This window comes from Flavitalea flava (assembly GCF_054461575.1).
On sequence record NZ_JBTLQH010000051.1, the window covers coordinates 1 to 26,176 of the forward strand.

The following is a 26,176-nucleotide window of genomic DNA, read 5'->3' on the forward strand; positions in this document are numbered from 1 at the left end:
GGTTATATTCTACTCAAACCAACCGGGTTGGTCTCCATAATAAGATAGATTATGTATTCAATAACCGCAATAAGATCTCCCTATATAATTTATACCTGCATCAGAATGAATATGAGACCAGGTACACACCCGATACGACAATTGGCACCAATTCTTCGCAAGGTTCCAAATCCGTGGATGTGGAATATCGCAGCAGGTGGCAGATCCAGACTATTTATAATGCTACCCTCCAGGGAGAACATCATCTCAGCGAAAAAGTAAAGCTGGATTGGAGCGGTGTATATTCCATTGCCTCGAACAAGGTACCTGATATGGCATCCTATAATTTTAATGCCAATGTGCTGGCTGACCCGTCAGGCAAAATAACCAGGGTGGACTCCAGTACGTATGGCTCTGGGATGAGCAGGATCTGGCAACACAATACCGACAAAGATTGGGCAGGTTATCTTAATCTTACCTATATCCCCAGGATTTTCCATCGGGAAGTGGAATTGGCCGGCGGTGGTCTTTACCGCTACAAAACCAGGGAGAACTATTATAACGACTACTCACTAACGCTGGCATCCGACACTTCACAGCGTTTCACAAACATCGATGCGGCCCAGCTGGTATTCCGCCCGGCAGCTACCTATGGAACCGGTAATATTACTACGACAAAGCACGCTAACAGTTATAGCGCTCACGAAAAGATCGCTGCGGGATATTTACAGGCTAAATTCATGCTGACTCACGCATTGCAGGTGTTGGGCGGCGTACGTATAGAGAACACCCAACAGGATTATACGGCTGCTATGCCGGCCTCTTTTGACCAAAGACATGGCACTATCCAATACACGGACGTATTACCAAGTCTTCATTTAAAATATATGTTGGACCGCCGGCAAAACCTTCGTCTTTCCTATTTTAAATCCATTAGTCGTCCTGGTTTTGGCGAGATCGATCCGTATGAGATCCCTGGAGATTATTACAAAGAAATTGGCAACCCTCTCGTGAAACATACAAGGGCTGACAATTTCGATCTGCGGTATGAATTATTCCCCGGCCTGGCCGACCAGGTTTTGCTTGGCGTCTTTTACAAGCAATTGAAAAACCCTATAGAATATTTTATTTGGACCAACGGGCACCCAAGTGATCTTTATATTCAACCTCAAAATGCGGACAAAGCCACGAACTATGGCCTTGAAGCCGTAATCACTAAATACTTCGGAATGTTCGGCATTTCGGCAAACTATACTTATACACATTCCCGCGTTACAACCGACAAAATACTTTGGGTAAATAATATCAAAACTTCGGTCTCTCAGACCAGGCCTTTACAAGGCCAGGCCGATCATGTTGGCAATCTTTCCTTATTGTTTAAAAACCCTCAAATGGGCCTTGACATGCAGCTGGCCTTTGCTTATACCGGTGACCGGATCGCCCAGGTATCCCCCTGGTACGGTCTTGATTTCTGGCAGAAACCAAACATCCAATTGGATTTCTCTTTAGAACAAAGAATTGCCCGGCATTTTTCATTTTACGCCAAAATCAATAACCTGACCAACTCACCCAATAAACAGTATTTGAAATTCTCTCCATCGGAAATCTCAAAGAACAATGCAGGTGCGTCTTTGCCATTTCAAACATCAAACAGTTATACAACCGTGCAGAGAGATCTTTACAAGATCAGCTTCCTGGGAGGTTTCCGGTATAAATTTTAACCATCAATTCTCTAATAAAGAAAAGTCATGAACAAACTGATAATACCCGTCCTGATCATCCTTACGGGGTCTTTTTTGACAGGTTGTACAAAATGGGCAGAAGAAAAAACAAATATTTCTCATTACGTTCTGCCTCCGGGAAAAGCCGTGAGCGATGCCGCACCTGTGAACGGCTCCGTTAAAGGCGTTATGCTCGCAGGCAAGACCTACATTCTGGATGGTGACATCTATATCAATAAAGGGGATACATTGACCATTCAGCAGGGAGTGACGCTGAATATCAAAAACGCTGCCGGTATCGTTGTCAGGGGAATTCTTCTTAGCCTGGGAAGTCAGGCTCAACCCATCCTGATGACTGTCCCCGGTTATTTAAAAGATCCGACTCCCGGAGCTAAGGATTCCGCTCATAGCGGAGGATGGAAAGGTATAATCGGTGATACATCCTGCCCACTGATGGTGATCAAATGGACCCGCATGAATTTTGGCGGCGCCAATTATGGTCCCGTTGTCGGCCCTAGCGTCAACCAGGGCTCCGGAACCTCCTATAATATTCTCTTCCAGAACAAAAACGGCTCATTTATCCTGGAGGATTCCTGGATCTATGGGGGTACAGATGACTGTATCCGTATATCCAGCGGTAAGGTCCATGTCTTCAGGAACACGTTTGAGAATAATGGAGGCAGTGGAGGAGATTGTGTGAACATGAAAGGGGGTACCGTTGGGACTTTGGCCTATAATTTCTTCATTGGAACTGCTTATAATGGGCAAAAAGCATCCAATAAAGGAGGTGGTATCGGTTACCCCGAAACCAATATTGTGATGTACAACACTACCTTCGTGAATGGAGGAAGGGGGGTCGTTCCGGGGCAGCGGGGTTCTACGGTCAATTTTGAACAAGGTGCAGGAGGCGCGTTTTATAACAACGTAGCGATCAACTGTCGTGTAGGCTACCGTGTGGTCAACAATCCAGTGGCAGATACTGCTAACATGACCTACGGTTACAACTACCAATGGGCAGACAACACAGACATTGCCAACCAGTTTTTTACCTTCGGCCCGGTTTGTACAAAACCGCAATCCACCGATCTGCCTGATCCTTCTTCGTACCTGCCGGCCAATTTTAACTATCAATCCCCCCAGACCTATGATGGTACTTCCGCGGTACAGAAACTAAATCCCCTGTTCGTCAATTATCCGTTGCCGGTCGTCGGAGGTATTTCACCCTGGACCATTACTGCGATCGGAAGCTTTAACTTCCATCTGCAACCGGGCTCCCCGCTTATTGGAAAAGGATATATAGGAGTTCACCCCTTGGTCGTCGTTCCGGTAGACCCTGTTTACGGCGCAACAGAGGTAACCCCTCCCGGCTCCGATCTGGGTTGTTATCAATACAATGGAAAAGGTAATCAGCATTAAAAACGTAAAAGGCCGTCTGATCAGGACGGCCTTTTACTATATCTATATCTTTTGATTTTTCAGGGCCGGATATGATAAGCCTTGGGCACTACAAAGGCCCGGATACCCTGATAGGAAAGGGTCATCCCCAGACCTGAATGTTTCCTTCCCGACCAGGGAAGGGAAGCGCTGACCCGGTCGCAGCAATTCCAGTATACCGTTCCCGTGTTCAATTGTTTCATGATCGCCTCAGCACGCTCATAATTTTTTGAGTAGATAGCAGCCGTCAATCCATATTCCGAATCGGCCATCAATGCAGCAGCTTCAGTATCGTCTTTGACTCGTTGTATCCCAACTACCGGACCGAAAGATTCCTCGGTCATCAATCGCATGCTGTGATCCACATTCACCAGCACGGCCGGTTCTATGAAATAACCCTTACGATCAACCTTTCGTCCTCCATATAATAATTTTGCACCTTTGGCGACCGCATCGGCAACCTGTCCCAATAAAAACTCCAATTGTGCCTCCCTGCTCAAAGGACCGATCTCCGTTCCCGGATCAACCGGATCCCCGATCACCATTTTCCTGGCCTGTTCCGTATAAGACTCCACAAAACGATCGTAAACCGCTTCATGGACATAGATCCTTTCCACCGCACAGCAACTCTGTCCGTTATTATAAACCACTCCTTCAAGGGCGGCGGCAGCCACTTTCTCAATATCCTCCACATCTTCCATTACGTACAAAGGATCTTTACCCCCTAATTCCAATTGACAGGGTACCAGTTTGGAAGCTGTTTTCTCTGCAATGTACCGGCCGGTTCGGTAACTGCCGGTAAAAAAATATCCCTGAAGCGGTAAGGAAAGCAGGTGCTCCCCTACCGTTCCTTTTCCAATAACCATTTGAAAACAATTTTCGGGTACCCCTGCCTGGTATAACAACCGTTGAATATGCATCCCCGTCAGCGTGGCATATTCCGAAGGCTTATAAAAAACCGCATTCCCTCCGATAAGGGCTGGGATAAAGACATTAACCCCCACCAGGTAAGGATAATTCCAGGCTGAAATATTCGCGATCACTCCCAGAGGTTCGTAAACGATTTTTTCGCGGGTAGCGCCTTCCGTGGTAATCCATTCTTCCGCCAGGTATTTAGCGGAGTTGTCCAGAAAAAAACGAATCCTGCTGCGGGCGCCATTCAGCTCGTTAAAGGCCTGCTGCAAAGGTTTTCCGGTTTCCCTGGTAAGGGTAGCGGCCAGATCCAGTTTTTCAGCTTCCAGCAAGTCATAGAAACGGGCAATGCAGGCAACCCTTTCTTCCACCGGAAGAGCTGCCCAGCCTGCCTGCCCCTTTTTTAGCAATTGATATTTTTCCTTTACGGTCGATTCTGTATCTTCTCCAATTTTTTGTATGATCTCTTCGGTGGCAGGATTAATGATTGTCATAATAGTATGTTCTTTTCGGCTTGTAATTCTATGCTTGATTTTTATTATTTTTTATTCTTTTTTATCTCATGTACAAAACGTTCCCGGATATTTTTATATAGAAAGGCATCGGGAAGATGATTGGTATACATCCTTTCCGGATGCCATTGAACGGCCAGCAGAAAAGACTTCCCCTCAGGCTGCATCCATTCTATCCCTTCGATCGTGCCATCTTCTGCATGGCAGTTCACCCGCAGCCCCTCGCCCAATTTATCTATCGCCTGGTGATGGGCGCTATTGGCTTCACCGTTTTTTACTCCGGCAATCCCAAAAAGCAAACTCCCTTCTTCGATCGTTACCGGATGCTCCTGGTCTTTATTGTTTGCATACTCATGTGTAAGATCCCCTTTTTCGCCCAGATCCTGGATCAGCGTTCCCTTCAGCAGCACATTGATCAGCTGCAATCCACGGCAAACGCCGATCACCGGTAATTTCCTTTCCAGCGCAAATTCGAAGACCGATTGCTCGAATTGATCCCTGTCCTTTTTCCATTCCTTTGGAGCCTTTGTATATACCGAAGTTCCCCCATACATTTCCGGGTGGATATCCACTCCGCCGGACAGGACAAAACCATCACAATCCCTGATGGCATCTTTATCCCCATCAACAGAAAGTTTTATAACCTCAACTTCCGGGTTATTCCCCTTCAGCCATTTTACATAATTCTGATGTTTTTCCCCGTAACCCGTATATGTCAATCCTATTTTCATTCCCAGGTGTTTATGTTTATAACGCCTCCGAATAGAGCTTTCTAAAATCTTCCCTGCTCACCGGCCTGGGGTTATTGGGGTGACAAAAATCAGCAAAAGCAAGATCGGACAGCGTTTCCAGGTGTTCTTCCTTTACCCCGATATCCCTTAACCGCAGTGGCAGGCTTAATTGTTTGTTTAGTTCAAAAAGACGTTCCACTACAGCCTTTCCGGTTTCTTCGGTCAATTCCATCGTCCTTGCGATCGTCCGGAACTTATGCTCGCTGCCGGTAATATTAAATTGCATCCCGTACGGCAGATTTACCGCATTGGCAAGCCCGTGATGCGTATCGAGGAGCGAGGAGAGCGGATGCGCCAGCGAATGCACGACCCCGAGTCCTTTTTGAAAAGCTACGGCCCCCATCAGGGACCCCAGCATCATTTTGCTTCTTGATTCCAGATCGGGTGCAGTCACCGCTTTGACAATCGATCCATTGATCAGGATGATGCCTTCCAGGGCGATCCCATCGCACATGGGATGATAATTCTTTGCCAGGTAGGCTTCCAGGTTATGGGTCAGCGCGTCCATGCCTGTTGCGGCCGTTACAAAAGGAGGCAGTTCCATCGTCAGCAAGGGATCGGCAAAAACAATCTTAGCCAGCAACTTGGGCGAGAACAGGATCCTTTTACGATGCGTATCATTTTCTGAAATAATGGCACTTCTGCCAACTTCGCTGCCAGTACCGCTGGTTGTCGGTATGGTAATAAAATAAGGAACATCCCCCGTAACGTATTGATCTCCGCCGATCAGGTCATCATAATCGAAAAGATCCCGGAGATGATGGATCCTCAGCGTGATGGCCCTGGCCACATCCATAGCCGCACCACCACCTATGCCGATAATACAATCCCTGTCTGTTCGCTTAAATGCTTCTCCTCCATTCTCTACATCGGACTTTACCGGATTCTTATGAATATCGGAAAACACTTCTACGGAAATGCCCCGTTTGGTCAGGTCTTCCTTTATTTTTTGAAAAAATCCCAATTGAACAACAACCGGGTCCGTTACCAAAAGCGCCTTCCTAAGGCCGTTTGCAAACAGGTGATCAGGCAACTCCCTGACCGCCCCTGCACCAAATAGAATAACCGTTGGAAAATTAAATTGCCGGATCATATTAAAATCTGTCATCGTCTATATCAAATTAAAAGGTTAATTCAAATTATTATACCATCAGCCTCCCAGAGCAAAAGGATCAAATTATCTCGAAATATCGTTTCAGTTCCCAATCTGTCACCACTTTGGCAAATTGTCTCCACTCCCACTCCCTCGTCCGGGTAAAATGATCCACGAAGGTTTCCCCGAAAAGCTCTGCGGCAATGGGAGATTGTTTCATGGCCTCTGTAGCCTCCCAAAGATTTTTTGGCAATATCCCGTTACGTTTGTCTGAATATCCGCTGCCGACAGTGGCTGCAGTAGTCAGTGTCAATTTATTCCGGATCCCGTACAACCCTGCCGCCAGACAAGCGGACATGGCCAGGTAAGGGTTGGAATCGGATCCGACCACCCTTGTTTCCAACCGGGTGGAGGCCGTTCCTCCGGGTAAGGCCCGAAGGGCAGTTGTCCGGTTGTCATGACCCCAGGTCAGCGTAGTAGGCGCCCAGGCGCCTTCGACCAGGCGTTTATAACTATTGACGGTTGGTGCGATCATCGGCAGGATATAGGGCAGACAAAGCAACTGTCCGGCCATATAACTCTCCATCAGTGAACTCATTCCCGTCCGGCTTTCCTTATCATAAAATAAATTCCTGCTGCCGTCCTCCGACCACAAACTTTGATGCACATGCCCGCTGCAACCTGGCAGGGATTCATTGAATTTGGCCATAAAGGTAGGAAGGATGCCATGCCGGAAAGCGATCTCTTTGACCCCGGCCTTGAAAAGAACGGCACGGTCTGCCGCTTCCAGGGTATCGGCATATAAAATTGCCGCTTCATATACACCGGGGCCCGTTTCAGTGTGGATACCCTCCAGGGGCACTCCGAATTTCTTCAATTGATCGAAAAGATCATGAAAAAAGGCACTTCCCTGTGAAGCACGCAGGATGGAATAACCAAACATACCCTGTGAAATCGGTTGCAGATCACGCAAAGATTCTTCCACCGAAGCGCTCGGTTTTCTGATAAAATTGAACCATTCGAATTCCTGGGAAAAAAAGGCCGAGAAACCCTGGTCCTGAGATTGACCGATGATCTTCTTCAACAGCCCCCTTGGGCAAACCGGTAAATCGTTTTGAGCCGCATCCCGGAAATCCGCCAGAAAAAATGGAATTCCATTTTCCCAGGGCACTTGCCGGTAAGTCTTCCAGTCAACGACAGCCGCCGCATCCGGGTAACCGGTATGCCACCCGGTAAAACTTCCGTTATCATAAGCCTGATCGCCGGCATCCCATCCAAACACCACATCACAAAAACCAAATCCCTTTTCAGCCACCGATCTGAATTTTTCAAAACTCATGACCTTACCACGAAGGATCCCGTCTATGTCTGTGACAGCCAGTTTTACTTTTTCCACCCCCTGCGCGGCCAATTGTTCTATTAATTCAGGAAGGGATTGTTTGTTTCGCATCATGGGCGTTTATCATTAGGGATTTTTACAATATGTTGCTTTACAAAAAAATGAAACCAAATATAGCCCAGACCCAGTATCGAAAAATAGATCAGGGACAAATTAATATTCAGGGTGATCATGGCAACCATGGACAGCGCGGCAATCAATAGAGCGATCAGGGGGAAATAAGGATAAAAAGGCACTTTGAAAGGACGTTCCAGATCAGGTTCTTTTTTCCTTAGGGCCAGCACCGCGAGCATGGAAAGAATATAGAGGGTCAGGGCCCCGAAACAGGACAAAGTAATGATCTCGGAAGTTTTTCCGGTCAGCAGGGCGATAATACCAATGACCATATTGACCAGCAAAGCATTTACCGGGGTCTGGAAGCGTACATGAACCTTTCCGAAGACAGCAGGTATATATTTCACCCGGCCGAATTCCAGGGTAGCCCGGCTGGCGGCCAGGATAATACCATGGAAAGAGGCAACCAGGCCCATTAAGCCGATGGTAATGAGTAAATGATATAACCACCCCCCTGCGCCGGTGATCTTTGACAAGGCCAGGGGAAGAGGTGAGTCCGAAGGAGGGGCGCCCGGAGCGGGATAAACGATGGCCTCCCAACCTGCCACTCCAACGGAGGAAAGAAAGACCAGGATACAAAGAACAACCAGGGTAGCAAGAGCGGACCCGAATCCCAATAATATATTCCGCTGAGGCCGGACCGTCTCTTCGGCCACATTGGCCACTCCTTCCAGTCCCAGAAAGAACCAGAGCGCAAAAGGGATGGCAGCCCAGACGCCATTCCATCCGTGGGGAAAATCATTATGCCTTATATTTTCCATGGAAAAATGAGGAAAGGTGATTCCAGCGAACAGCAGCAATTCGAAAACTGCCAGAATGGTAATGATCAGTTCAAAACCTGCTGCCGCCTTAACACCGGCAATATTCAGCCCCGTAAAGATCAGGTAGGCGACGATGGCGATCACGGTGACAGGGATCTGGGGAAAAAAGATATGAAAATAAGCGCCAATGGCGGCAGCTATGGCGGGCGGGGCAAATACGAACTCGATGATCTGCGCCATCCCTGCAATAAAACCGATCTCGTTATTGAGCCCGCGGGTGGCATAATCGAACACACCGCCAGCCTTTGGAATGGCACAGGCCAGCTCCGTATAAGAAAAGGTAAAAGTGATGTATAACAGGATAATCCCTGCGGTGGCTATGGCAAGCCCCAGGGTCCCTCCTTCGGCAAGCCCCAGGTTCCATCCGAAATACATACCGGAAATAACATACCCCACTCCTAACCCCCATAACATGACCGGGCCAAGGGTCCGGGAAAGCTGCGGTGTTCCGGTGGCCAAAAGATCGGAAGCAGCCCCGTCAGCCCCGGAAGGAGATCCGGGAGGTGAGGATGGTCCGGAAGAAGGTGAGGATGGCCCGGAAGAAGTAGTCTGACCAGTCTGAGCAGAGGGCAAAAAAGGTTGTTCGGAGGGTTTGGGCATATATGCGTCAGTTTTAATATATCAGTTTTCCTGAAAATTAGAACAAAAGAGGCAAAGATCCAGTGCGGCATACTCGTATGATCATTGTTTCTTTTTAGTTATTATTTAACATTTTCTATTTTTTCGGTTCCGGATAATCCTGTTTGAGTCGGCAATATTCACGACTGGGACATTAACAGGGACTTTTGTGCATTAATTCTGTTAATTTTTTTGTCTTATTTTTTTTACCAAACATTTTTATATGAGAAAATCGCTATCATTAATGACATTGCTCTTATCCTTGGCAATGTTCCTTAATGCGCAAACCAAGGAAATTACAGGGAAAATTACCGATTCAACCGGAAATCCAATCTCCGGTGCATCTATTAAAATTAAAGGCGTAAAAGGAGGAACGAGCGCATCCACCGATGGAAGTTTCCGAATCGGCGCTCCTCAGAACGGTACACTTATTATCAGCGCAATAGGATTCGAACCACAGGAAGTGAAGGTTGCCAATTCAAATAATGTTTCCATTCAGTTGCGGACCGGAGCTTCGAGACTGATGAATGAAGTGGTAGTAACCTCATTAGGTATTAAACGGGAAAAAAGGAGCCTGACCTATAGCACCCAGGAAATAAAGGGAGATGCATTGGTAGCCGCCAGACAGGACAATATCGTCAACGGTCTCGCCGGCAAGGTTTCCGGTGTTCAGGTCACTAACTCAACAGGTATGCCTGGAAGTTCTGCCCGTATAGTGATCCGCGGCGCAACTTCCCTTACGGGGGAAAATCAGCCTCTTTTTGTTGTTGATGGTGTACCTATCGATAACTCGGAAGCTGGCGCCATCGATGCCTTGAATCAGGGCCCGGACAACGTTTCCCTCAACCAGGGAAGTACTTCCAACAGGGGTATTGACATCGACCCAAACATTATCGAAACGGTGAATATCCTCAAAGGTGCGGCAGCTACTGCGCTTTACGGAGCTGCGGCTGCGCGGGGGGCCATTATTATCACCACCAAAAATCCGGGAAGGTCTTCCAAACCCAGTATCAACGTCAGCAGCAGCTACAGTATGTCCAATCCGATCTTATATCCCATCCAGAACAAATATGGGCAGGGCTTTAACGGTGATTTTTATGATGGGGATGTGGATAAAATATCTGGTTCCTGGGGGCCTTTGATGGATACCTTGAAGGTTAACGGAGCACCGGCAAAAAAATACAACCCACAGAAAGATTTTTTTCGGACAGGTCACACCACGGATAATAATATCAGTGTTTCCGGAGCCAACGATAAATCCAAGTACCTCCTCTCTTATTCTTATTTAAAGAATGATGGGATCACCCCCAAAACGAATTTCACCCGCCATTCCTTTTTTGGAAAATATTCCAGCCAGTTGAGCAGCAAAGTTGTTGCCAATTTTCAGTTGAACTATATCAGTTCTATCAACAACAGGATGCAGGAAGGTAACGGGTTAACCAATCCATTATGGACCATTTTCTCCGCACCGATCTCCTGGAATCCTCATCCGGATACTTATCCCGATGGAAGCCAGCGCGTTTACCGGTTCAGCAGGAACAGTCCATATTTTATATTGGATAATACTGCCTTTGTCTCAACCGTCAATCGTTTCTTACCCACCGCCTCTCTCGTATATACTCCGTTGTCCTGGATGTCCATTACAGAAAGACTGGGTGCGGATATCTATACCGACGAATCCAACTATCATGAATCCGATAAGATCGTCTCCGGGTTCTTCAATAATAGCGGAGGAGCTACCAACAGGGTACAATCCTACCGTCAATTCAACAATGACCTGATCGTCGAAATGCACAAAGATCTGGGCAATGATCTTTTTGGGAATATTATCCTGGGATCCAATATTCAAACACAATCCTCAAGGGTTTATACGCAGACTGGTGTAGGATTAAGTGTAGCTGATTTCTATAATATCAGCAGTATGGTCGTGCAAAACAGTACTGACATTCTTACCCGGAAAAGAAAGGTAGGGTTCTATGCGCAGGCCAACCTGGAATGGAAAAGAATGCTGAACCTGTCCCTTACCGGCCGTTATGACGGAAGTTCCGTGCTGGCTACCAATAAGAATTTTTATCCATACGGATCTGCGGCCTTAGGCTTTATATTTACGGAATTGATGAAGGATAACACCTCTCCCTTAAGTTTCGGAAAGGTGAGGGTTTCCTACTCGTCCGTAGGCAATGACGATCTGGCGCCCTATTCTTTGGCCACCCCTTATATACAGGCAACCGGATCAGCCAATAATATCCTTTACCCCTTCAACGGGCAAAATGGTTTCTTAATAGCCAATGTATTGGGGAACGCTGCGCTGAAAAATGAAAGCCTGAATGAGTTCGAAACAGGTCTTGAATTAAAGTTCTTCCATAACAGACTATCTTTTGAAGGATCTTATTTCGACAGAAGGACAAAGAACTTATTGACCCCGGTACCCATCGGACCATCTTCGGGTTATTATAAATATGAGTTGAATGCCGGCAGTATGCAGGATAAAGGTGTTGAATTATTGGTGAGCGGAACGGTGTTGAAGACCAGGGATATCACCTGGGATGTTTCTGCCAATTTCACCAAGATCAAAAACACAGTTCTTTCCCTCGCGCCAGGAGTAAATTCCATTCAATTCGGCGGATTTGGCGGCGGCGGCGGAACCTATGCATTTGCCGGCAAGCCCTATGGTGCTCTTTATGGGTCCAAATACCAAAGGAACGCCAAAGGAGAGCTAGAAGTTGACGATACTGGTAGCCCTTTAAAAGGAGACAACGATGTCATCGGAAATTCAACGCCTGATTTTACAGCAGGACTGTCTAATACCTTTTCTTATAAGAATTTTTCATTGAATTTTGTCTTTGACTGGAGACAGGGTGGGGATATCTATAACCTGGATAACCATTATAACTGGTTCTATGGTACGCCAAAGGCTACGGAAGACCGCAGGCCAAGATTGGTTAAAGGGGTATATGCCGGAACGGATGTAGTCAACACCACCATGATTTCTGCCCAGGATTATTTCCGGAACGTCAGCGATATCGATGAAGCCGTTATTGAAAAAGGTACTTATGTCAAATTAAGATCGGTTGGATTATCCTATTCGATTAACCCGTCTGTGATAAAAAGAACGCCCTTTAAGTCCATCACCATCAATCTTACCGGTAATAACCTTTGGATCTACAAACCCTCTTTCACGGGTTCGGATCCTGAGGCCAATCTCCAAGGAAATGGGAACGGGCAAGGTATCGTTAACTATATCACACCGACAAGCCGTACATATATTTTAGGGATGAGGCTTGCGTTTTAATCTAACCATTAAATTGAAAAAATGAAAAAGATCAAATCATATATATTACCCGCCGTTTTGCTGATTGTAACAGGCAGCAGTTGCAAAAAATTCCTGGATATAAACAAAGACCCGAATAATCCTGCAGATGTCCAGGAATCGATGTTGCTTTATCCCATCGAGACCGCGACCTCCACTGTTGTGGCCGGGGGAAGCCTTACTATTGGCAACTATACCAGTATTGCCATTACCATTGATTACTTTTTGCAGCAAATCGCCCTGAACCAGGTTGCACCGCAGGCAGATACCTATCTGTTACGACCTGCGGATCTTGATCAGGCAGCCTTGGTTACTTATAGTACGATCCTGCAGAATTTAAGGATCCTGAACCAAAAAGCGGAGAAGAACGGGAACCATTCCTATGGCGTAATTGCCAAAGTCCTGACTGCCTATAACCTGGGCGTGGCTACAGATATTTGGGGTGACATTCCTTATTCAAAAGGTTTTGACGGCAAACTCCAGGTGCCATACGACAAACAGGAAGATGTTTATAAAACTATACAATCCCTACTGGATAGCGCGATTCTTGAAAACACGCTGGCCCCGGGAATTCTCCTCCAACCAGGAAAAGATGATGTTATTTACTTTAACGATGGTGATCCGCTCCAGATGAGCCGTTGGGTAAAATTCGCCTACACATTAAAAGCCAGGTACTATATGCACCTGACCAAGGCTCCGGGTTATGATGCCGCTACCCAGTCCAACCTTGCTTTGGCGGCTTTGGCAAATGGGTTTTCTTCCCAGGCCGATGAGGCTAACTTTGCCGGTTATACCGGCAGCTCCGGAGGGGAAAGCCCTTGGTTCCAAAATATCGATATCTCAGCAGGGCCTACCGTTCTCGCATCGACCTTCGTTGATTCCCTGGTCAGCAGGAACGATCCCCGGCTTCCCATTATGGTTGCACAAGGATCGAACGGCACGTATAATGGACGGATTATCGGTACCGAACCCGATGGGGATCCTTCCGTTTATTCTCTTCCCGGTGCCTTTTACTCAGCAAAAAATGCTCCCCAATCGATCATGAGTTATTCGGAGGCATTGTTTATAAAAGCTGAAGCAACCTTCAGAACTGCGGGAGCTGCAGCTGCCACTCCCATTTACCAGGCCGCCATTAAAAGTCATATGATCAAATTGGGCCTTGGCCCCGTGATCGACTCTCCTGAGGTGAAAAATTACCTGGCAGCCCGCGGTACCCTGACCAACGCCAATGGCATTCGATTGATCATGGAAGAAAAAACGATCGCCAATTTCCTGGCTATTGAAAATTACAATGACTGGAGAAGGACTGGTTTCCCTGCGCTGACCATTGTGCAGAATCCACATATTCCCAGCATTCCAAGGAGATTCCCTTATCCATTGGCTGAAATCACCGCAAACCCGCAGCCGGAGCAGAGCGCTACGCTTACCGACAGGGTTTGGTGGGATGCTCCATAGAGCGACGAACTTTTCATAAGTTGAATACAAAAAAGACGGCACGGGAACAGACCCCGTGCCGTCTTTCATTTATCTGTTCACATTTATCTTTTCAAATTCTATTTATTAACGGCCCCATGAAGATCCATTTGCAGATCGATCATAAAATGGCCGGAAGTGATGATGATCTTTAGATCATGGCTTCGGGGATATAGCAGATTTAGTCTGTTCCCGATGCTCTGCAGAGAGGGTCTGTCCAGGCCGGTGAGGGTGGAACTATCATTAGGCTTATTCCAACTTAACTTCATCCGGAAATTGCCGTCTGCAACCCGTATTTCCAGATTGATTAATTTTTCCGACAGATTAAGACAGGCCAGTTGCCGGAACCCATTCTCCACGATGGGCAGAAGGATAAAAGGCGAGATCTGTTTACCGGACGGATTGCCCGTTACGTGAAAACGAACGCCCAGGTTCCCCGGCGCTCCCGTTTTTTCCAGCTCTACATATTCCTCAAGGCTTGCCAGTTCTTTTTCAAGGCTCACGCTCGCCTGATTATTATCATAAATAACATTCAACAACAGGTTCTTTATTTTTTTCATCATCTCCGGTATAAGGGTCGGGGAGGAAATGGATAGCTGCTCCACACGGTCCAGGGCATTGATCAGAAACACAGGCTGCATTTTTCCTTCCTGCAAATAAGGCACGATAGTTTGTTTCTCTTTTTTTATCAGATCCAGCTCTTTTTGTTTGATAAAAACCGTTTTCCCCAATTTAATGGCGGCAGCCAGTCCCCCTTCCATATTGATCTGGTAGAACAGGTATAAAAAAGTCCAATAGAGACTCATGGTAGAAGCAGGATGGGGCATTCCGAAATATTGGCGAATAGGCGGTAACAGGTAATGAACATACCCTTCATAACTTACGATAAAGGTGATGCTGAGCAGAATCCAAAGCAGGGTCATTTTTATATAATGCCCCTTATAAAGATACCTGGGAATAAGAAAGTAGATAATGGAATAACAAAAGATCATGTCCAGGGGAGTGGAGATGATCACTTCAACTAAAGAGGAAGCAAAATTTTTAGCAAAGTCATATTTATTATGCCAATATACGATCTGTAAGGCAGTATAATAGATGATCCATAATATCCAGAACAGGGAATGCCGCGCAATCCTGTATCGGGGATTATTCGAAAACACCAATGAATTAAGGCTCATAAGCAGTTGAAGTAGTAGTGGTAGTAGTATAAAATTAAACCTATGATTAAGATACAAAATGATTCCGGACTATCCCGTATAAGATTACCCGGGACGCATAATTATTTACCGAAAGAAATAGTGTATTCCGGGACTGAATATCAGCCCTTCCCCGTTCAAGGTAAAGGGCCGCCCAATAAGTGGGCAGCCCTTTGAAAAATCTATCCTATTCCTTTTTATTTGTCCCAGAATAGCAGTGGCGAGTTAAGCGTGACATTCGTAGGAACATTCACGAGATTAAAATTTAATTCGGTTTGCGGATAAAGCAGCCTCCGTGGGATCGCATTTGGCGGAGCCGTAGTCGTCAGATTCGGGGAACCTGTCCTCCGCCAGAGCACCCAGGCTTCAGGGTTAAGGAACAATGCCTTAAATTCCTCTGCCGATACGGTGGCGATGGCAGCATCAACAGAACCGGGCAAGGTTGCATTTGCCGTAATGTAAGCACCGATCTCCGATTGACCCACACCTAACTTGGTCATATTGGCCGTTATGGCTGCTTTTAAGAGCGTTTCGGCGGCAGGAATACCACCTCCGTTCCTGAGTGTCGCCTCTGCAGATACAAACAACAATTCCTCGTAAGTGATCAATTCGGTAGGAGAACTGATCTTATTATAATAACTAGTGGCCACACCAGTATTATCAGTTCCGTCCATATCAAACGCGGTATACCGGGGATCGTTGGCAGCCAATAATTGAATGGCAAAGGGGCTGGATTCAAAATTTTCGTCGCCTGGTCTATCTCTGTAAAATTGGTACCAGGAATTCGCGGAGGTCTGCGTAGGACCGAAGGTATAGACGGCGCTATGGGAATTCTCTGTAAAAGATTGCGCGATTTCCGTCAGCGCCTTTGTGGCCATGGCAGGATCCCCTTTGCTTTGGTGTATGGCCAACCTCGCTTTGATGGCATGTCCGAATTTGATCCAATTGTCGGCATTTCCACCATAGATTACATCGTCATTTCCCGGGATCAGCAATCCGGGATCTGCATTTTGCAGTAAAACCGTGCCTGCATCGATCAGTGCGGAAACTGTATCATATAAATCCTTTGCTTTATCATAGGTCGGATGAAAAATAGGAATGGCCGCATTTCCTTTGAAAGCCTGCGAATAAGGAAGATCACCCCACAAATCCACGCTCATTTGTAAAGTATAGGCCAGGATAATTCTGGATATCCCCCCATAAGCATTATAGCCTCCCGCGTCGGAAATTTTCATTAACGTATAGTCATTCTCTAAAGTAGAGGTAAACAGATCCGGCCAGAGATTGTCGAATACACCCGGGTTCAGATTATAGATATAGTACTGCTGTGACTGGCTATTAGCGCCGAACATTTGTTGCATCAGCAAAGCGGAGAACCGCGATATATCCCCACCCTGTGTGTAGCCCAGGGCTGCTTCCACGGTCGGCAGCAGCAACTTGGGCGGTACGGTGGGCAATACATTCGGATTGTTATTTACATCCGTAAAAAAGGTTTTGCTGCAGGAGCCGGTAATCAAAATACCGGGGATCAATAATAGTAAGGCTATTTTTGGAAATCGTTTCATTGTTCTCATTTTAAGGTTAATTAAAAACCGACATTCAGACGAAGGCCATAACTTTTGGTACCCGGATTATTGAAATAGTCCAATCCCTGAACGTTGGAAGGCCCTCCCAAACTGGTTTCAGGATCAACTCCGTCATACTTGGTCCAGATATGCAGATTGTTGGCGAATGCAGTCAGCGTCAACATCGTGAAGGGCGTCTTCTTTAACATGCCCTTAGGTAAATCATAGGACAGACTGACTTGCCTGATCCTCGTGAACCCTCCATTCTCGATGTCTGGCTCCTGGCCACCACCAAAACTATTACCGGTATTTTGCCAATAGGATTGATTAAAGGTCGAAGCGATTGTATTAGGCGCTCCTGGTCCTGGTTTTTCTACCCCGCCATCCAGGTGTACCACATTACCATTATCATCCAAATGCCCCAACAGACCCTTGAATACAGTTGCAGAACCCCTGTTGGCCGTCTGACCCGCAGTTCCTTTATTGGTCAATGCACCACGCGTGCCATTCCAAAGATCCCCGCCGTGACGGACATCGATCTGGAAACCAAATACAAATCCTTTGTAGTTCAAATTACTGATCACTGATCCTATCCAATCCGGGTTTGGATTACCAATGACCTGGCTTGGACCAACTCCGCCTCCAATTGGTTGTGCATAAGAACCAGAAGCTGGCTGGTCATCGATCAGGAGAGGACTTTTAAGGTTGGTCAGATCGGAATGCGGTGTGGTCGATCCGTAGATCACTCCATAAGGAGAACCTGGTATCGCAAAAATTCCTGCTTCCCCTGCTCCGAACCCTCCCATGAAAAAGCTGGTGATACCGGGATATAAGGTGACGACCTTACTGATGTTCCTTGACCAGTTCACGATCACATTCCATTTCAAACCGTAAGAGGTCTGTACCGGAGTACCATCCAGGGTAAGTTCAAGCCCTTTATTGGTGATCGTAGGACCGTTCACCAGCTTACCGGCGAATCCTGTACTGAAAGGAAGGGAAATGGGCATGATCCCATCGGTAGTTTTACTATAATATCCGGTCGCATTGAACATGAGCCGGTTATTCAGGAAGCCCAGTTCAAAACCGCCTTCATATGAATTGGTTTTTTCCGGTTTCAGATCGGGATTGCCGATAGTGGCAATAGCCGAACTGATCTGGAAACCGGATCCACCGGCAGCAGGAAAAGTGATACCTCCTGTAAAACCATCGGCAAAAACGGCATTCGTAAATGGAGTAGTAAGACCATAAGGAGAGGCATCCTTTCCGACCTGGGCAAAAGAACCTCTTACCTTACCAAAGGATACTATTGATTTATTAAAGCCAGGCAATTCAGAGAATACCCAGCCCAATCCAACAGAAGGGTAAAAAAAACTGTTATGCGAAGCAGGCAGGGTTGAAGTAATTTCATTCCTTCCCGTAATGGACAGGAACAGCATTCTCTTATAATTCAACTCTGCATCTCCATAAAAGGCCATTGTCCTTTTCCTCGATTCCGTTTCGTTTGCCTGAATGGATTGAGCGTTGGCTAAATCATAAAACCCTTCTGCATTAAAACCATTTCCAATGGTAAATACATTATCCTGCTCAAGCGTAAAATAATTATGCCCCAGGATTAAAGATCCACCAAAATCATCAGAGAAGTTTTTGTGCAGGTTAACAATGAAATCCGAATTGAACTGACGGTTAGTGTAATGGATCAGATAGATCGAACCCGCAGGTGCATTGTTTGAATTGATGTCATAGACGGTTTTGTCGTTCTGCGAATAGACATCTCCTCCCACCCGATAGGTAAGTGTCATCCAGGGTGCGACGATATAATCTGCCTGAGCATACCCAAGGACCCTGTCCAGATCGGAATGAGTAGGTGATTTGTTGACGACCCAGTAAGGATTATCATATCCGGGACCACCTCTGTAGTTTCTTTGTGATCCTGCATTTGGCCCGGTTAGGATCTCGTATGCATCTTTGTGATAGGCCGCATCGGAATAACCGTTGGAATTATCAAAAGTAACTGGCGTCCGGACCAGACCCAGCATTACGCCGGAAATATTGGACCCCTGCTGGACCTTATAATTACTGGAATTGAAAAAATTGATGCTTGCCGAAGTACTCAACCTGTCGCTGATCTTTGTCTGTCCGCTAAGACCCAAGGTTGTTTTTACATATTTAGTTAAGGGCACGATACCAGTCTGGTACAGATTTCCCAAAGATACCCGGTAACCTGATTTATCATTTCCCCCCGATAAAGAGACGTTATTATTGTAGGTCAGCCCGGTCTTAAAAAATTTATACCGGTCATAAGGAGTTACAGGAGTCTTGGCAGAGGGATCTGACCTGCCGACGATATGACCATGTTTGTCAAATTCATAATCGGTAGCGCCATCCCAGGACAAGGTATCGATCTTGGCACCCCAGGATGTCGACCCATGCGCTTCGGGAGGTGCATACTGGCCATGTGATCCCTGTGAATACAAAGACTGCAATTTAGGTAACAGGCTTACTTTATCCATGGTCACCGAGGAATTGAACGTGACGGCAGTTCTTTTTCCGGCACCGCCCCTTTTAGTAGTGATCACGATTGCGCCGCTGGCGGCCTGGAGCCCGTATAAGGCGGTTGCGGCGGGGCCTTTTAAGACGTTAATGGACTCTATATCATTGGGATTCAAATCATTACCTCGGTTGGTAGGCTGCTGACCACCGGTAAGGTTCCCTGCCGCTCCGGAAGATACATTGCCTGCTGGGGCGGTGGCATCGAAGTTATTGATCGAATTATCGATCGGCACCCCGTCAATGACCATCAGCGGCTGGTTATTCCCGGTTATGGAAGTAGCTCCCCGCAACCTTACATAGGTTCCACCACCTGGGTCGCCGGTGCTATTGATCACGGTCAATCCGGAAGCCTTACCTTCCAGTTCACTCAGGGCATTACCCGTTCCCGATCTGTTAAGGGCGTCGCCATTAATGGTTTGGGTGGCATTGGTAAGCTCCCTTTTTTCTCTTTTAATCCCTAAAGCTGTGACAACCACCTCGTTGAGAGATCTTGTCGCTTGGTTTAACTGAACGGAGACCATACTGGAACCGGAAATATCCACTTCCTTGCGATCAAATCCGATTGCACTGACATAAAGCGTTTTGGCACTGGAAGGGACGTTAATCCGGAAACTACCGTCCTGGCCGGCACTGGTCCCGCCCCGGGCACCTTTAATGTTGATGGAAGCTCCTGCTAACGGCAGGCCGGTTGAATCGGTGACCTTACCCGTCACCTCTTTGGTTTGCGCCTGTGCCCATATGGCAAAAAGCATGAATAGGACGGTTTGAACGAAAAGTTTTCTCATTTTACTGTCATTTTGGGTGATAACAATGTGACTCATGGCACACAAACAGCTAAAGACTGGAGGATCTTCAATACCGTCTGTGTAGATATAAACCCTTACATCAATTAAGAAGGGCCTGTCTAAAGGACAAAAAAATTAACATTTCTGACGCATTAGAGATCCCGTTCATGACTGAATCGGTATTTTTGCTTACTGAAGCCGTGTTTTTCGATACTGAAAATTCAGTAATTTCAAATATTGTTAAAATCCGCCTACACTTTGTTAAAATGCTGTTATTGGAAGTTGATGACGGAATTTTGAAAATTGGCATGGGCTGCCCCGAAAATAGAAGCTCGAAAAATCGGGTCCAAAATACATCGGAAAAACAGCGATTCGCACTTAATGGAACTGGCAAGCTGCCGGGATAAATTGGAGAAGAAGAATTATGGGGAGATAATTTATGGGAAGAATAAAAAAAAAAGAGCAGGTGGTAGAAACCACCTGCGAGTCACATGAGAAAACTTCTAAAGACAGCTTTTACAGGATCCGGGGGAGCTGCCCCTAGAGAAATTTATTTCCCCGGAATAGATTATTCACTACTAGCGGCGAAGGTATATAGTATTCAAGGCAGTTAATAGAAAAATTTACCCAACCACGAGAATAATTGTTTGAAGACCTTCTTTAAACGATTGAAGACGCGTCAAATTGCTCTTTATTTGAAATTTACCGCTACCCATTGTCCCTGATTCGTCCTTTTGATCATGTAATTTTTCCTTTCACAATAAATTAACTTTTCTAATACAGGTGAATATGGGTACTTGCTGTTTCTTCTACTACACACTACGACTACTTCCAAAAACCTTGTACAGGATCGCCGGGGCGGCCTAAGGCTCAAATGCAACTGCTATGAAGAATGAATTGGTTTTAAATGATAAGATGGTTAAGCTGATCGGTGTACCGGCATTGGGTTTGCTCATCCCGAACCTGACGGGTCTTATTACAAACAATCAGTATTCATTCCTTGAATTGTGTACATCCTACGCATTCTTTATCCTGATCGCCTTTCTGGTCTGGCAGGGCAATCTCTGGTTGATGTATTTCATACGGAAAACTTACGACTGGTCGTTCAAACAATATTATAAAATTATTATTTCTCTTTTCCTGACCAACATTGTTTACTCAGGCGTGGTGGCTGGGCTATTGCTTAACGTTTGGAGACTGTTTTCCAGGGAGACCTATCTCCGGAATGGCCCTATGCTGAACAGTACGCTTATCATTATCATCGCCGCCTGTTTTATCATGAATATTTATGAGATCATCTTTCTGAATATGGAAAGAGAACATACGCAATCAAGAGTGGAACAACTGAATATTGCCAAAGTACAGGCCGAATTGGAAGCGCTCAAAAATCAGATCGATCCCCACTTTATTTTTAATTCCCTGAACACGCTTTCCTTTTTGATCACCAGGGACCCTCAAAATGCCCGGCTATACAATGATACCCTGGCAAAAGTATATCGGTATATCCTCAGTAATAAAGAAAAGGATATGGTACTGTTACGGGAAGAGATAGAATTTATCAGCAACTATTTCTATTTGCTGAAGATCCGTTTTGGTGAGGCTATCAGTATGATCATTGAGATCACCGACCTTTCCTCCGAAGATTTCCTGATTCCGCCCATCTCTATGCAGGCCCTGGTGGAAAATGCCATTAAACACAATGAATTCAATGATAAAACGCCATTGACCATTCACGTTTCCATCTCTTCCAATTATGCCATTGTAAAAAATATAATTAATCCCAAAAATTATGCAGCACCAACCTCCAGGATCGGGTTGGGCAACCTCGATAACCGTTATAAGCTGATTACCAAACGAAATATCATCATAGAAAATAATTTCAAGTCATTCACGGTAAAACTACCCATTATTAAATTCTGACGCTCCCCCGGTACTATCCAATCCCTTCTGAAACACCCCCTCCCTGTGAAGCAACAATATTCCCGAAATGGGTATTTTATAGATAAGCGGTAAACAAAAACTATAAAACATGCCTACATTTGTATCGTCAAAATTGAGTCACATGAAAGTGCTTATCGTAGAAGACGAAGGCCCTGCCTTTGAGAATATGGTAGAAGAACTCCATGCCATAGATGAAGATATAAACATTCTGGCCGGGTGCACCAGCGTCGACGAATGCGTACGCTGGCTGAATAAGAACCCCCATCCGGATCTTATCCTGATGGATATCCAGTTGTCGGATGGCCTTTCCTTCAATATTTTCAAGGCCTGCACTATTACCTGCCCGGTAATTTTTACAACGGCCTATGACAAATACCTGACCCAGGCATTCGAGTATAGCAGTATCGATTACCTCCTCAAACCGATCAGTCAGGACAAACTGAAAAATGCCATAAAAAAATACAAAAATCTTCAAAGCCATTTTGTAAACAACAATCCTTCCTCCGCCGATCTCCTTGCTTTGCAGGATAAAAAAAGGTCAAGGGTGCTGGTTAAAAAAGGGATGGAATACCAAACCGTTCGTGTAGAGGACACTGGTTATTTTTTTACAGAGCACAAACTGGTTTTCCTTGTCGATAAAGAGAACCGGAAATACATGGCGGAAAAAAACAATCTTACCGAACTGGAGGAAGAGCTGGACAGAAATCTGTTTTACCGGGCGAATCGGAAATACATTATCAACGCCAATTATATAAAGCGTTTCAAACCCCTGGAAAGAAGCAAAATCAGTGTGGAACTGGTACTGCCTGTCAATGAGGAGATCATTATCAGCCAGGAGAACTCTGCCTCTTTTAAAAAGTGGATTGGTGAGATTTAGAAAGGGGAAGTGCGCTTTTTTGAAATTTAGCGCACTTCCCCTTTCTGTCTAATGATTGGCCTACGGCCTGGCTGCCCGTGGCAGCCCACGTGACAATCAGGATATGCCAGGTCGTCTGTGACGCCCTTTTATCCCCTCGCCACTTTAAAAATGCAGCAGGAAAGAACTCCCCTCCCCTTCTACCGATTGTACCTGGATATTCCCTTTGTGCAGCATCATGATCTGCTTGCAAAGGCTCAGGCCAATACCGCTCCCGCTCTTTTTTGTTGAAAAGAAGGGAATAAAAATGTTATCCATTACCTCTGGCGACATACCTGTTCCATTATCCGCCACTTTAATAGTCACCTTATTACTGGACGAAGCGATCGCCAGTAAGGAAATACGGGGTTCTGCACTTTCCTTTACCGCCTCGATGGCATTTACAAGCAGATTGATCAGTACCTGTTCGATCAGACTGGCATCCGCTTCAAGGGACAAATCCGGATCCTTCAGGATGATCTCCATTTCTATATTTTTCTGATCCAGGGTCGGCTGCATCAGGTGATGCAGATTCTCAAACAAGTCCCTGGCATATATCTTCTTCAGATTAGGAGTAGTGATCTTATTAAGATTACGATAGGTTTCTGCAAATTTCAGCAACCCTTCGCTCCGTCGCCTGATCGTCTCAATACCCAGATGGAGATCCTCCAGGGCGCCGGGTTCCCCTTTAAGCTGGCTGATCGACGCCTGTAACCGGTGTAACATCGTCTCGGCCAGCGAAGAGATGGGGGCAATGGAATTCATGATTTCATGTGTCATAACACTCAGTAATTTCTGCCAGGCCTTTGCTTCTGTCTCATCCAATGCCTCATTCACATCCTGAAAGGCAATCAGCTTATATACTTTACCGTCGGTCTGAAAGGCAGTAGCCGCCAAAAGTGTTTTAAAGGTATTGCTGTCCTTGGTAATGGCGACTATTTTGCTGTCTCCCGGGCGCAGGTTCATGATCTCGTGATATAAGGCTGCATCTCTTCTTTCCAGGGAATGGATCGTCTTGAGATAGGGAACGCCCAGCATATTTTTGAATGATTCATTCATCCACCAGATATCGCCGCTTTTATGTTCATAAGACAGGATACCCGTATTCACCAGTTCCAGGATCTTCTGCAGGTATTGGTATTGTGTTTCCCTTTCCCGGCTGATGAGCTTAAAGGTGGAATTGATCTCATTAAATCCCTGCCGGAGGGACTGCAACTCCACGGGCGCCTCTTTCACATCGAAATAACGGGAAAAATCCCGGTAATGAATGGATTCCACGAATTGCTCCACCTCCGTTTGCGCCTTGCGATGGAAATTATAAAAATCAACCAGTTGAAAAATGATCACCGGGATCAGGGAAGCCAGATACGCATAGTACCCCTTTACCAAAAGAAAGGATGCGCCAGAAAGAGTGAGGAACATAAATAAGACCCTGATCAGAATCCGTTCCTGGTATCGTTTGAATATCATATATCGTATTTGCTCAGGCGACGGTAAAGTGCTGTCCGGGTCAACCCAAGCTCCTTGGCAGCCTTGGAAATATTTCCGTTATGTTTTTCTATGACCATCAGAATGGCATTTTTTTCAATCGTACTTAATTTTAGCTCCTGCGGTTCGTCAGGCATGGATTTTCCGGACTCGATCGGAGAAAAGATAAGATCCTTGGCCTGCAATACATCCCCATCCGTCATGATAACAGCCCGTTCGATGGTGTATTGCAACTCCCGCACATTTCCCGGGAAATGGTAGCTCTTCAGTTTTTCAATGGCCTTCGCATCCAGATCATGAGAAGGTTTCATGTATTTATTGGTATAGATCCGGGTAAAATGCCGGGCCAGTAAAATGATATCGTCTTCTCGTTTGCGCAGCGGAGGAACCATGATCTCCACCGTATTGATCCGATAGATCAGATCCTTCCGGAACCTGTTTTCGTTGGCTAGTTCACTCAAGGGAACATTAGTGGCACAGATCAACCGGATATCGATGGGCAAAGGCTGATTGGCGCCCAGCCGGGTCACCTGGCGGTTTTGTAATACGGACAATAGTTTTGCCTGCTGATGCAGGGAAATGTTCCCGATCTCATCTAGAAAAAGAGTTCCGCCGTTGCTTGTTTCAAAACGGCCCATCCTGTCTTCCCGCGCATCGGTAAATGCCCCTTTTTTATGACCGAACAGCTCACTTTCAAATAAGGACTCGGTCAAAGCCCCCACATCGACCTTGACATAGGGCTTGTCAGCCCGTAAGGAATGCTGGTGAATGGCCTTGGCGATCAGATCCTTACCCGTACCGTTCTCGCCGAGTATCAGAATATTGGCATCCGTGGGAGCTATTTTTTCCACCTTGAAAAAAATATCCTGCATGATCTCCGATTCCCCCAGCAGTTCGGAACCGATCACCGAATCTGCGGCAACCGAAAAACCGCCGCTTCCCTTTTTATTATCTTTTTTTTTCAGGGCTTCCTTGATGGTGGTGATCAATCTTTCGTTGTGCCAGGGTTTCACCACAAAATCAGCAGCGCCTTCCTTGAGAGAGCGCACAGCCAGATCGATATCGCCATAGGCCGTGATCATGATCACGGCTGCCTCCGACCCGAATTCCCTTAATTTCCGCAACCAGAACAACCCCTCGTTCCCGGTATTGATGGAACTGTTGAAATTCATATCCAGTAAAATCAGATCAAAGGGTTTTTTGGCCAGCAGGGAGCGCATGTTCTCCGGGTTTTTCTCCGTAACTACTTCGGCTGCTTCCGTCTTGAGCAATAGCCTGACCGCAGTAAGGACGTCAAGATCGTCATCGATCACTAAAATTGAGGCGTTCTTTAAATTCATATCTCAGGTAAAAAATTTAAAAATAGGTTACTCGAAAATGCAACACCGGGATACAACCGGCGTCTTTGGTAAAAGACGATTATCGGGATACAGGCAATTATAAGACAATGTTACCGAAGTGGCTGCTAATATTCCCGCCGCCGTTCCGGTTACAAGACCTAACTACAAGTATACCCTAATTATAATCGTATGACAATTAATTTTTTATGTCAGAACCATCGTTTTTACCAGTGTATCGA

At 46.1% G+C, this 26,176-nt stretch carries 17 protein-coding genes; 7 read left to right on the forward strand and 10 right to left on the reverse strand.

Annotated elements, in window-relative coordinates:
* The coding region (locus ACX0G9_RS27325; RefSeq protein WP_459068155.1) for a TonB-dependent receptor domain-containing protein at positions 1-1,700 on the forward strand (1,700 nt) is incomplete at its 5' end.
* A 27-nt stretch (positions 1,701-1,727) separates the two neighbouring features.
* A complete protein-coding gene (locus ACX0G9_RS27330) occupies positions 1,728-3,116 on the forward strand; it encodes a hypothetical protein (protein ID WP_459068156.1) in 1,389 nt (462 codons plus the stop codon).
* Between the two features lie 59 nt (positions 3,117-3,175).
* Here the strand turns inward: ACX0G9_RS27330 and ACX0G9_RS27335 are convergent, their stop codons facing one another.
* The 5 genes from ACX0G9_RS27335 to eat all read right to left on the reverse strand — a co-directional run bounded on the left by ACX0G9_RS27335 (position 3,176) and on the right by eat (position 9,376).
* Positions 3,176-4,588, reverse strand: coding sequence for an aldehyde dehydrogenase family protein (locus ACX0G9_RS27335; protein ID WP_459068185.1), 1,413 nt, complete (start codon positions 4,586-4,588; stop codon positions 3,176-3,178).
* Positions 4,585-5,289 (reverse strand): gamma-glutamyl-gamma-aminobutyrate hydrolase family protein, encoded by a 705-nt coding sequence (locus ACX0G9_RS27340; RefSeq protein WP_459068157.1) that lies wholly within the window; start codon positions 5,287-5,289, stop codon positions 4,585-4,587. The genes ACX0G9_RS27335 and ACX0G9_RS27340 overlap by 4 nt, the downstream gene beginning before the upstream one ends.
* A gap of 16 nt (positions 5,290-5,305) precedes the next feature.
* The gene (locus ACX0G9_RS27345; protein ID WP_459068158.1) at positions 5,306-6,457 is read right to left on the reverse strand and encodes an iron-containing alcohol dehydrogenase; all 1,152 of its coding nucleotides are present in this window, start codon (positions 6,455-6,457) and stop codon (positions 5,306-5,308) included.
* A 64-nt stretch (positions 6,458-6,521) separates the two neighbouring features.
* Positions 6,522-7,895, reverse strand: a complete 1,374-nt coding sequence (locus ACX0G9_RS27350) for a glutamine synthetase family protein (RefSeq protein WP_459068159.1) — start codon at positions 7,893-7,895, stop codon at positions 6,522-6,524.
* Positions 7,892-9,376, reverse strand: a complete 1,485-nt coding sequence (gene eat / locus ACX0G9_RS27355; RefSeq protein ID WP_459068160.1) for an ethanolamine permease — start codon at positions 9,374-9,376, stop codon at positions 7,892-7,894. The genes ACX0G9_RS27350 and eat overlap by 4 nt, the downstream gene beginning before the upstream one ends.
* A gap of 241 nt (positions 9,377-9,617) precedes the next feature.
* Here eat and ACX0G9_RS27360 point away from each other — a divergent pair, with 241 nt between their 5' ends.
* On the forward strand, positions 9,618-12,686 hold the full coding sequence (locus tag ACX0G9_RS27360; protein ID WP_459068161.1) for a SusC/RagA family TonB-linked outer membrane protein: 3,069 nt from the start codon (positions 9,618-9,620) through the stop codon (positions 12,684-12,686).
* Positions 12,687-12,707: 21 nt separating this feature from the next.
* Complete coding sequence (locus ACX0G9_RS27365) at positions 12,708-14,159, forward strand: SusD/RagB family nutrient-binding outer membrane lipoprotein (RefSeq protein WP_459068162.1); 1,452 nt, start codon at positions 12,708-12,710, stop codon at positions 14,157-14,159.
* Positions 14,160-14,257: 98 nt separating this feature from the next.
* Here the strand turns inward: ACX0G9_RS27365 and ACX0G9_RS27370 are convergent, their stop codons facing one another.
* The 3 genes from ACX0G9_RS27370 to ACX0G9_RS27380 form a co-directional block, all read right to left on the reverse strand.
* On the reverse strand, positions 14,258-15,355 hold the full coding sequence (locus ACX0G9_RS27370) for a histidine kinase (protein WP_459068163.1): 1,098 nt from the start codon (positions 15,353-15,355) through the stop codon (positions 14,258-14,260).
* A gap of 215 nt (positions 15,356-15,570) precedes the next feature.
* A complete protein-coding gene (locus ACX0G9_RS27375; protein ID WP_459068164.1) occupies positions 15,571-16,938 on the reverse strand; it encodes a SusD/RagB family nutrient-binding outer membrane lipoprotein in 1,368 nt (455 codons plus the stop codon).
* A gap of 20 nt (positions 16,939-16,958) precedes the next feature.
* Complete coding sequence (locus tag ACX0G9_RS27380; RefSeq protein WP_459068165.1) at positions 16,959-20,273, reverse strand: SusC/RagA family TonB-linked outer membrane protein; 3,315 nt, start codon at positions 20,271-20,273, stop codon at positions 16,959-16,961.
* A 167-nt stretch (positions 20,274-20,440) separates the two neighbouring features.
* On the opposite strand from ACX0G9_RS27380, the gene ACX0G9_RS27385 reads away from it, so the two are divergent.
* The 3 genes from ACX0G9_RS27385 to ACX0G9_RS27395 all read left to right on the forward strand — a co-directional run bounded on the left by ACX0G9_RS27385 (position 20,441) and on the right by ACX0G9_RS27395 (position 23,091).
* Positions 20,441-20,680 (forward strand): hypothetical protein, encoded by a 240-nt coding sequence (locus ACX0G9_RS27385; RefSeq protein WP_459068166.1) that lies wholly within the window; start codon positions 20,441-20,443, stop codon positions 20,678-20,680.
* A 478-nt stretch (positions 20,681-21,158) separates the two neighbouring features.
* On the forward strand, positions 21,159-22,193 hold the full coding sequence (locus ACX0G9_RS27390) for a sensor histidine kinase (RefSeq protein ID WP_459068167.1): 1,035 nt from the start codon (positions 21,159-21,161) through the stop codon (positions 22,191-22,193).
* 142 nt (positions 22,194-22,335) lie between these two features.
* Positions 22,336-23,091, forward strand: coding sequence for a LytR/AlgR family response regulator transcription factor (locus ACX0G9_RS27395; protein WP_459068168.1), 756 nt, complete (start codon positions 22,336-22,338; stop codon positions 23,089-23,091).
* Positions 23,092-23,235: 144 nt separating this feature from the next.
* On the opposite strand, the gene ACX0G9_RS27400 is transcribed toward ACX0G9_RS27395, so the two are convergent.
* Both ACX0G9_RS27400 and ACX0G9_RS27405 read right to left on the reverse strand, forming a co-directional pair.
* A complete protein-coding gene (locus tag ACX0G9_RS27400) occupies positions 23,236-24,579 on the reverse strand; it encodes a sensor histidine kinase (RefSeq protein ID WP_459068169.1) in 1,344 nt (447 codons plus the stop codon).
* Complete coding sequence (locus ACX0G9_RS27405; RefSeq protein ID WP_459068170.1) at positions 24,576-25,937, reverse strand: sigma-54-dependent transcriptional regulator; 1,362 nt, start codon at positions 25,935-25,937, stop codon at positions 24,576-24,578. The genes ACX0G9_RS27400 and ACX0G9_RS27405 overlap by 4 nt, the downstream gene beginning before the upstream one ends.
* Positions 25,938-26,176: the final 239 nt, after the last annotated feature.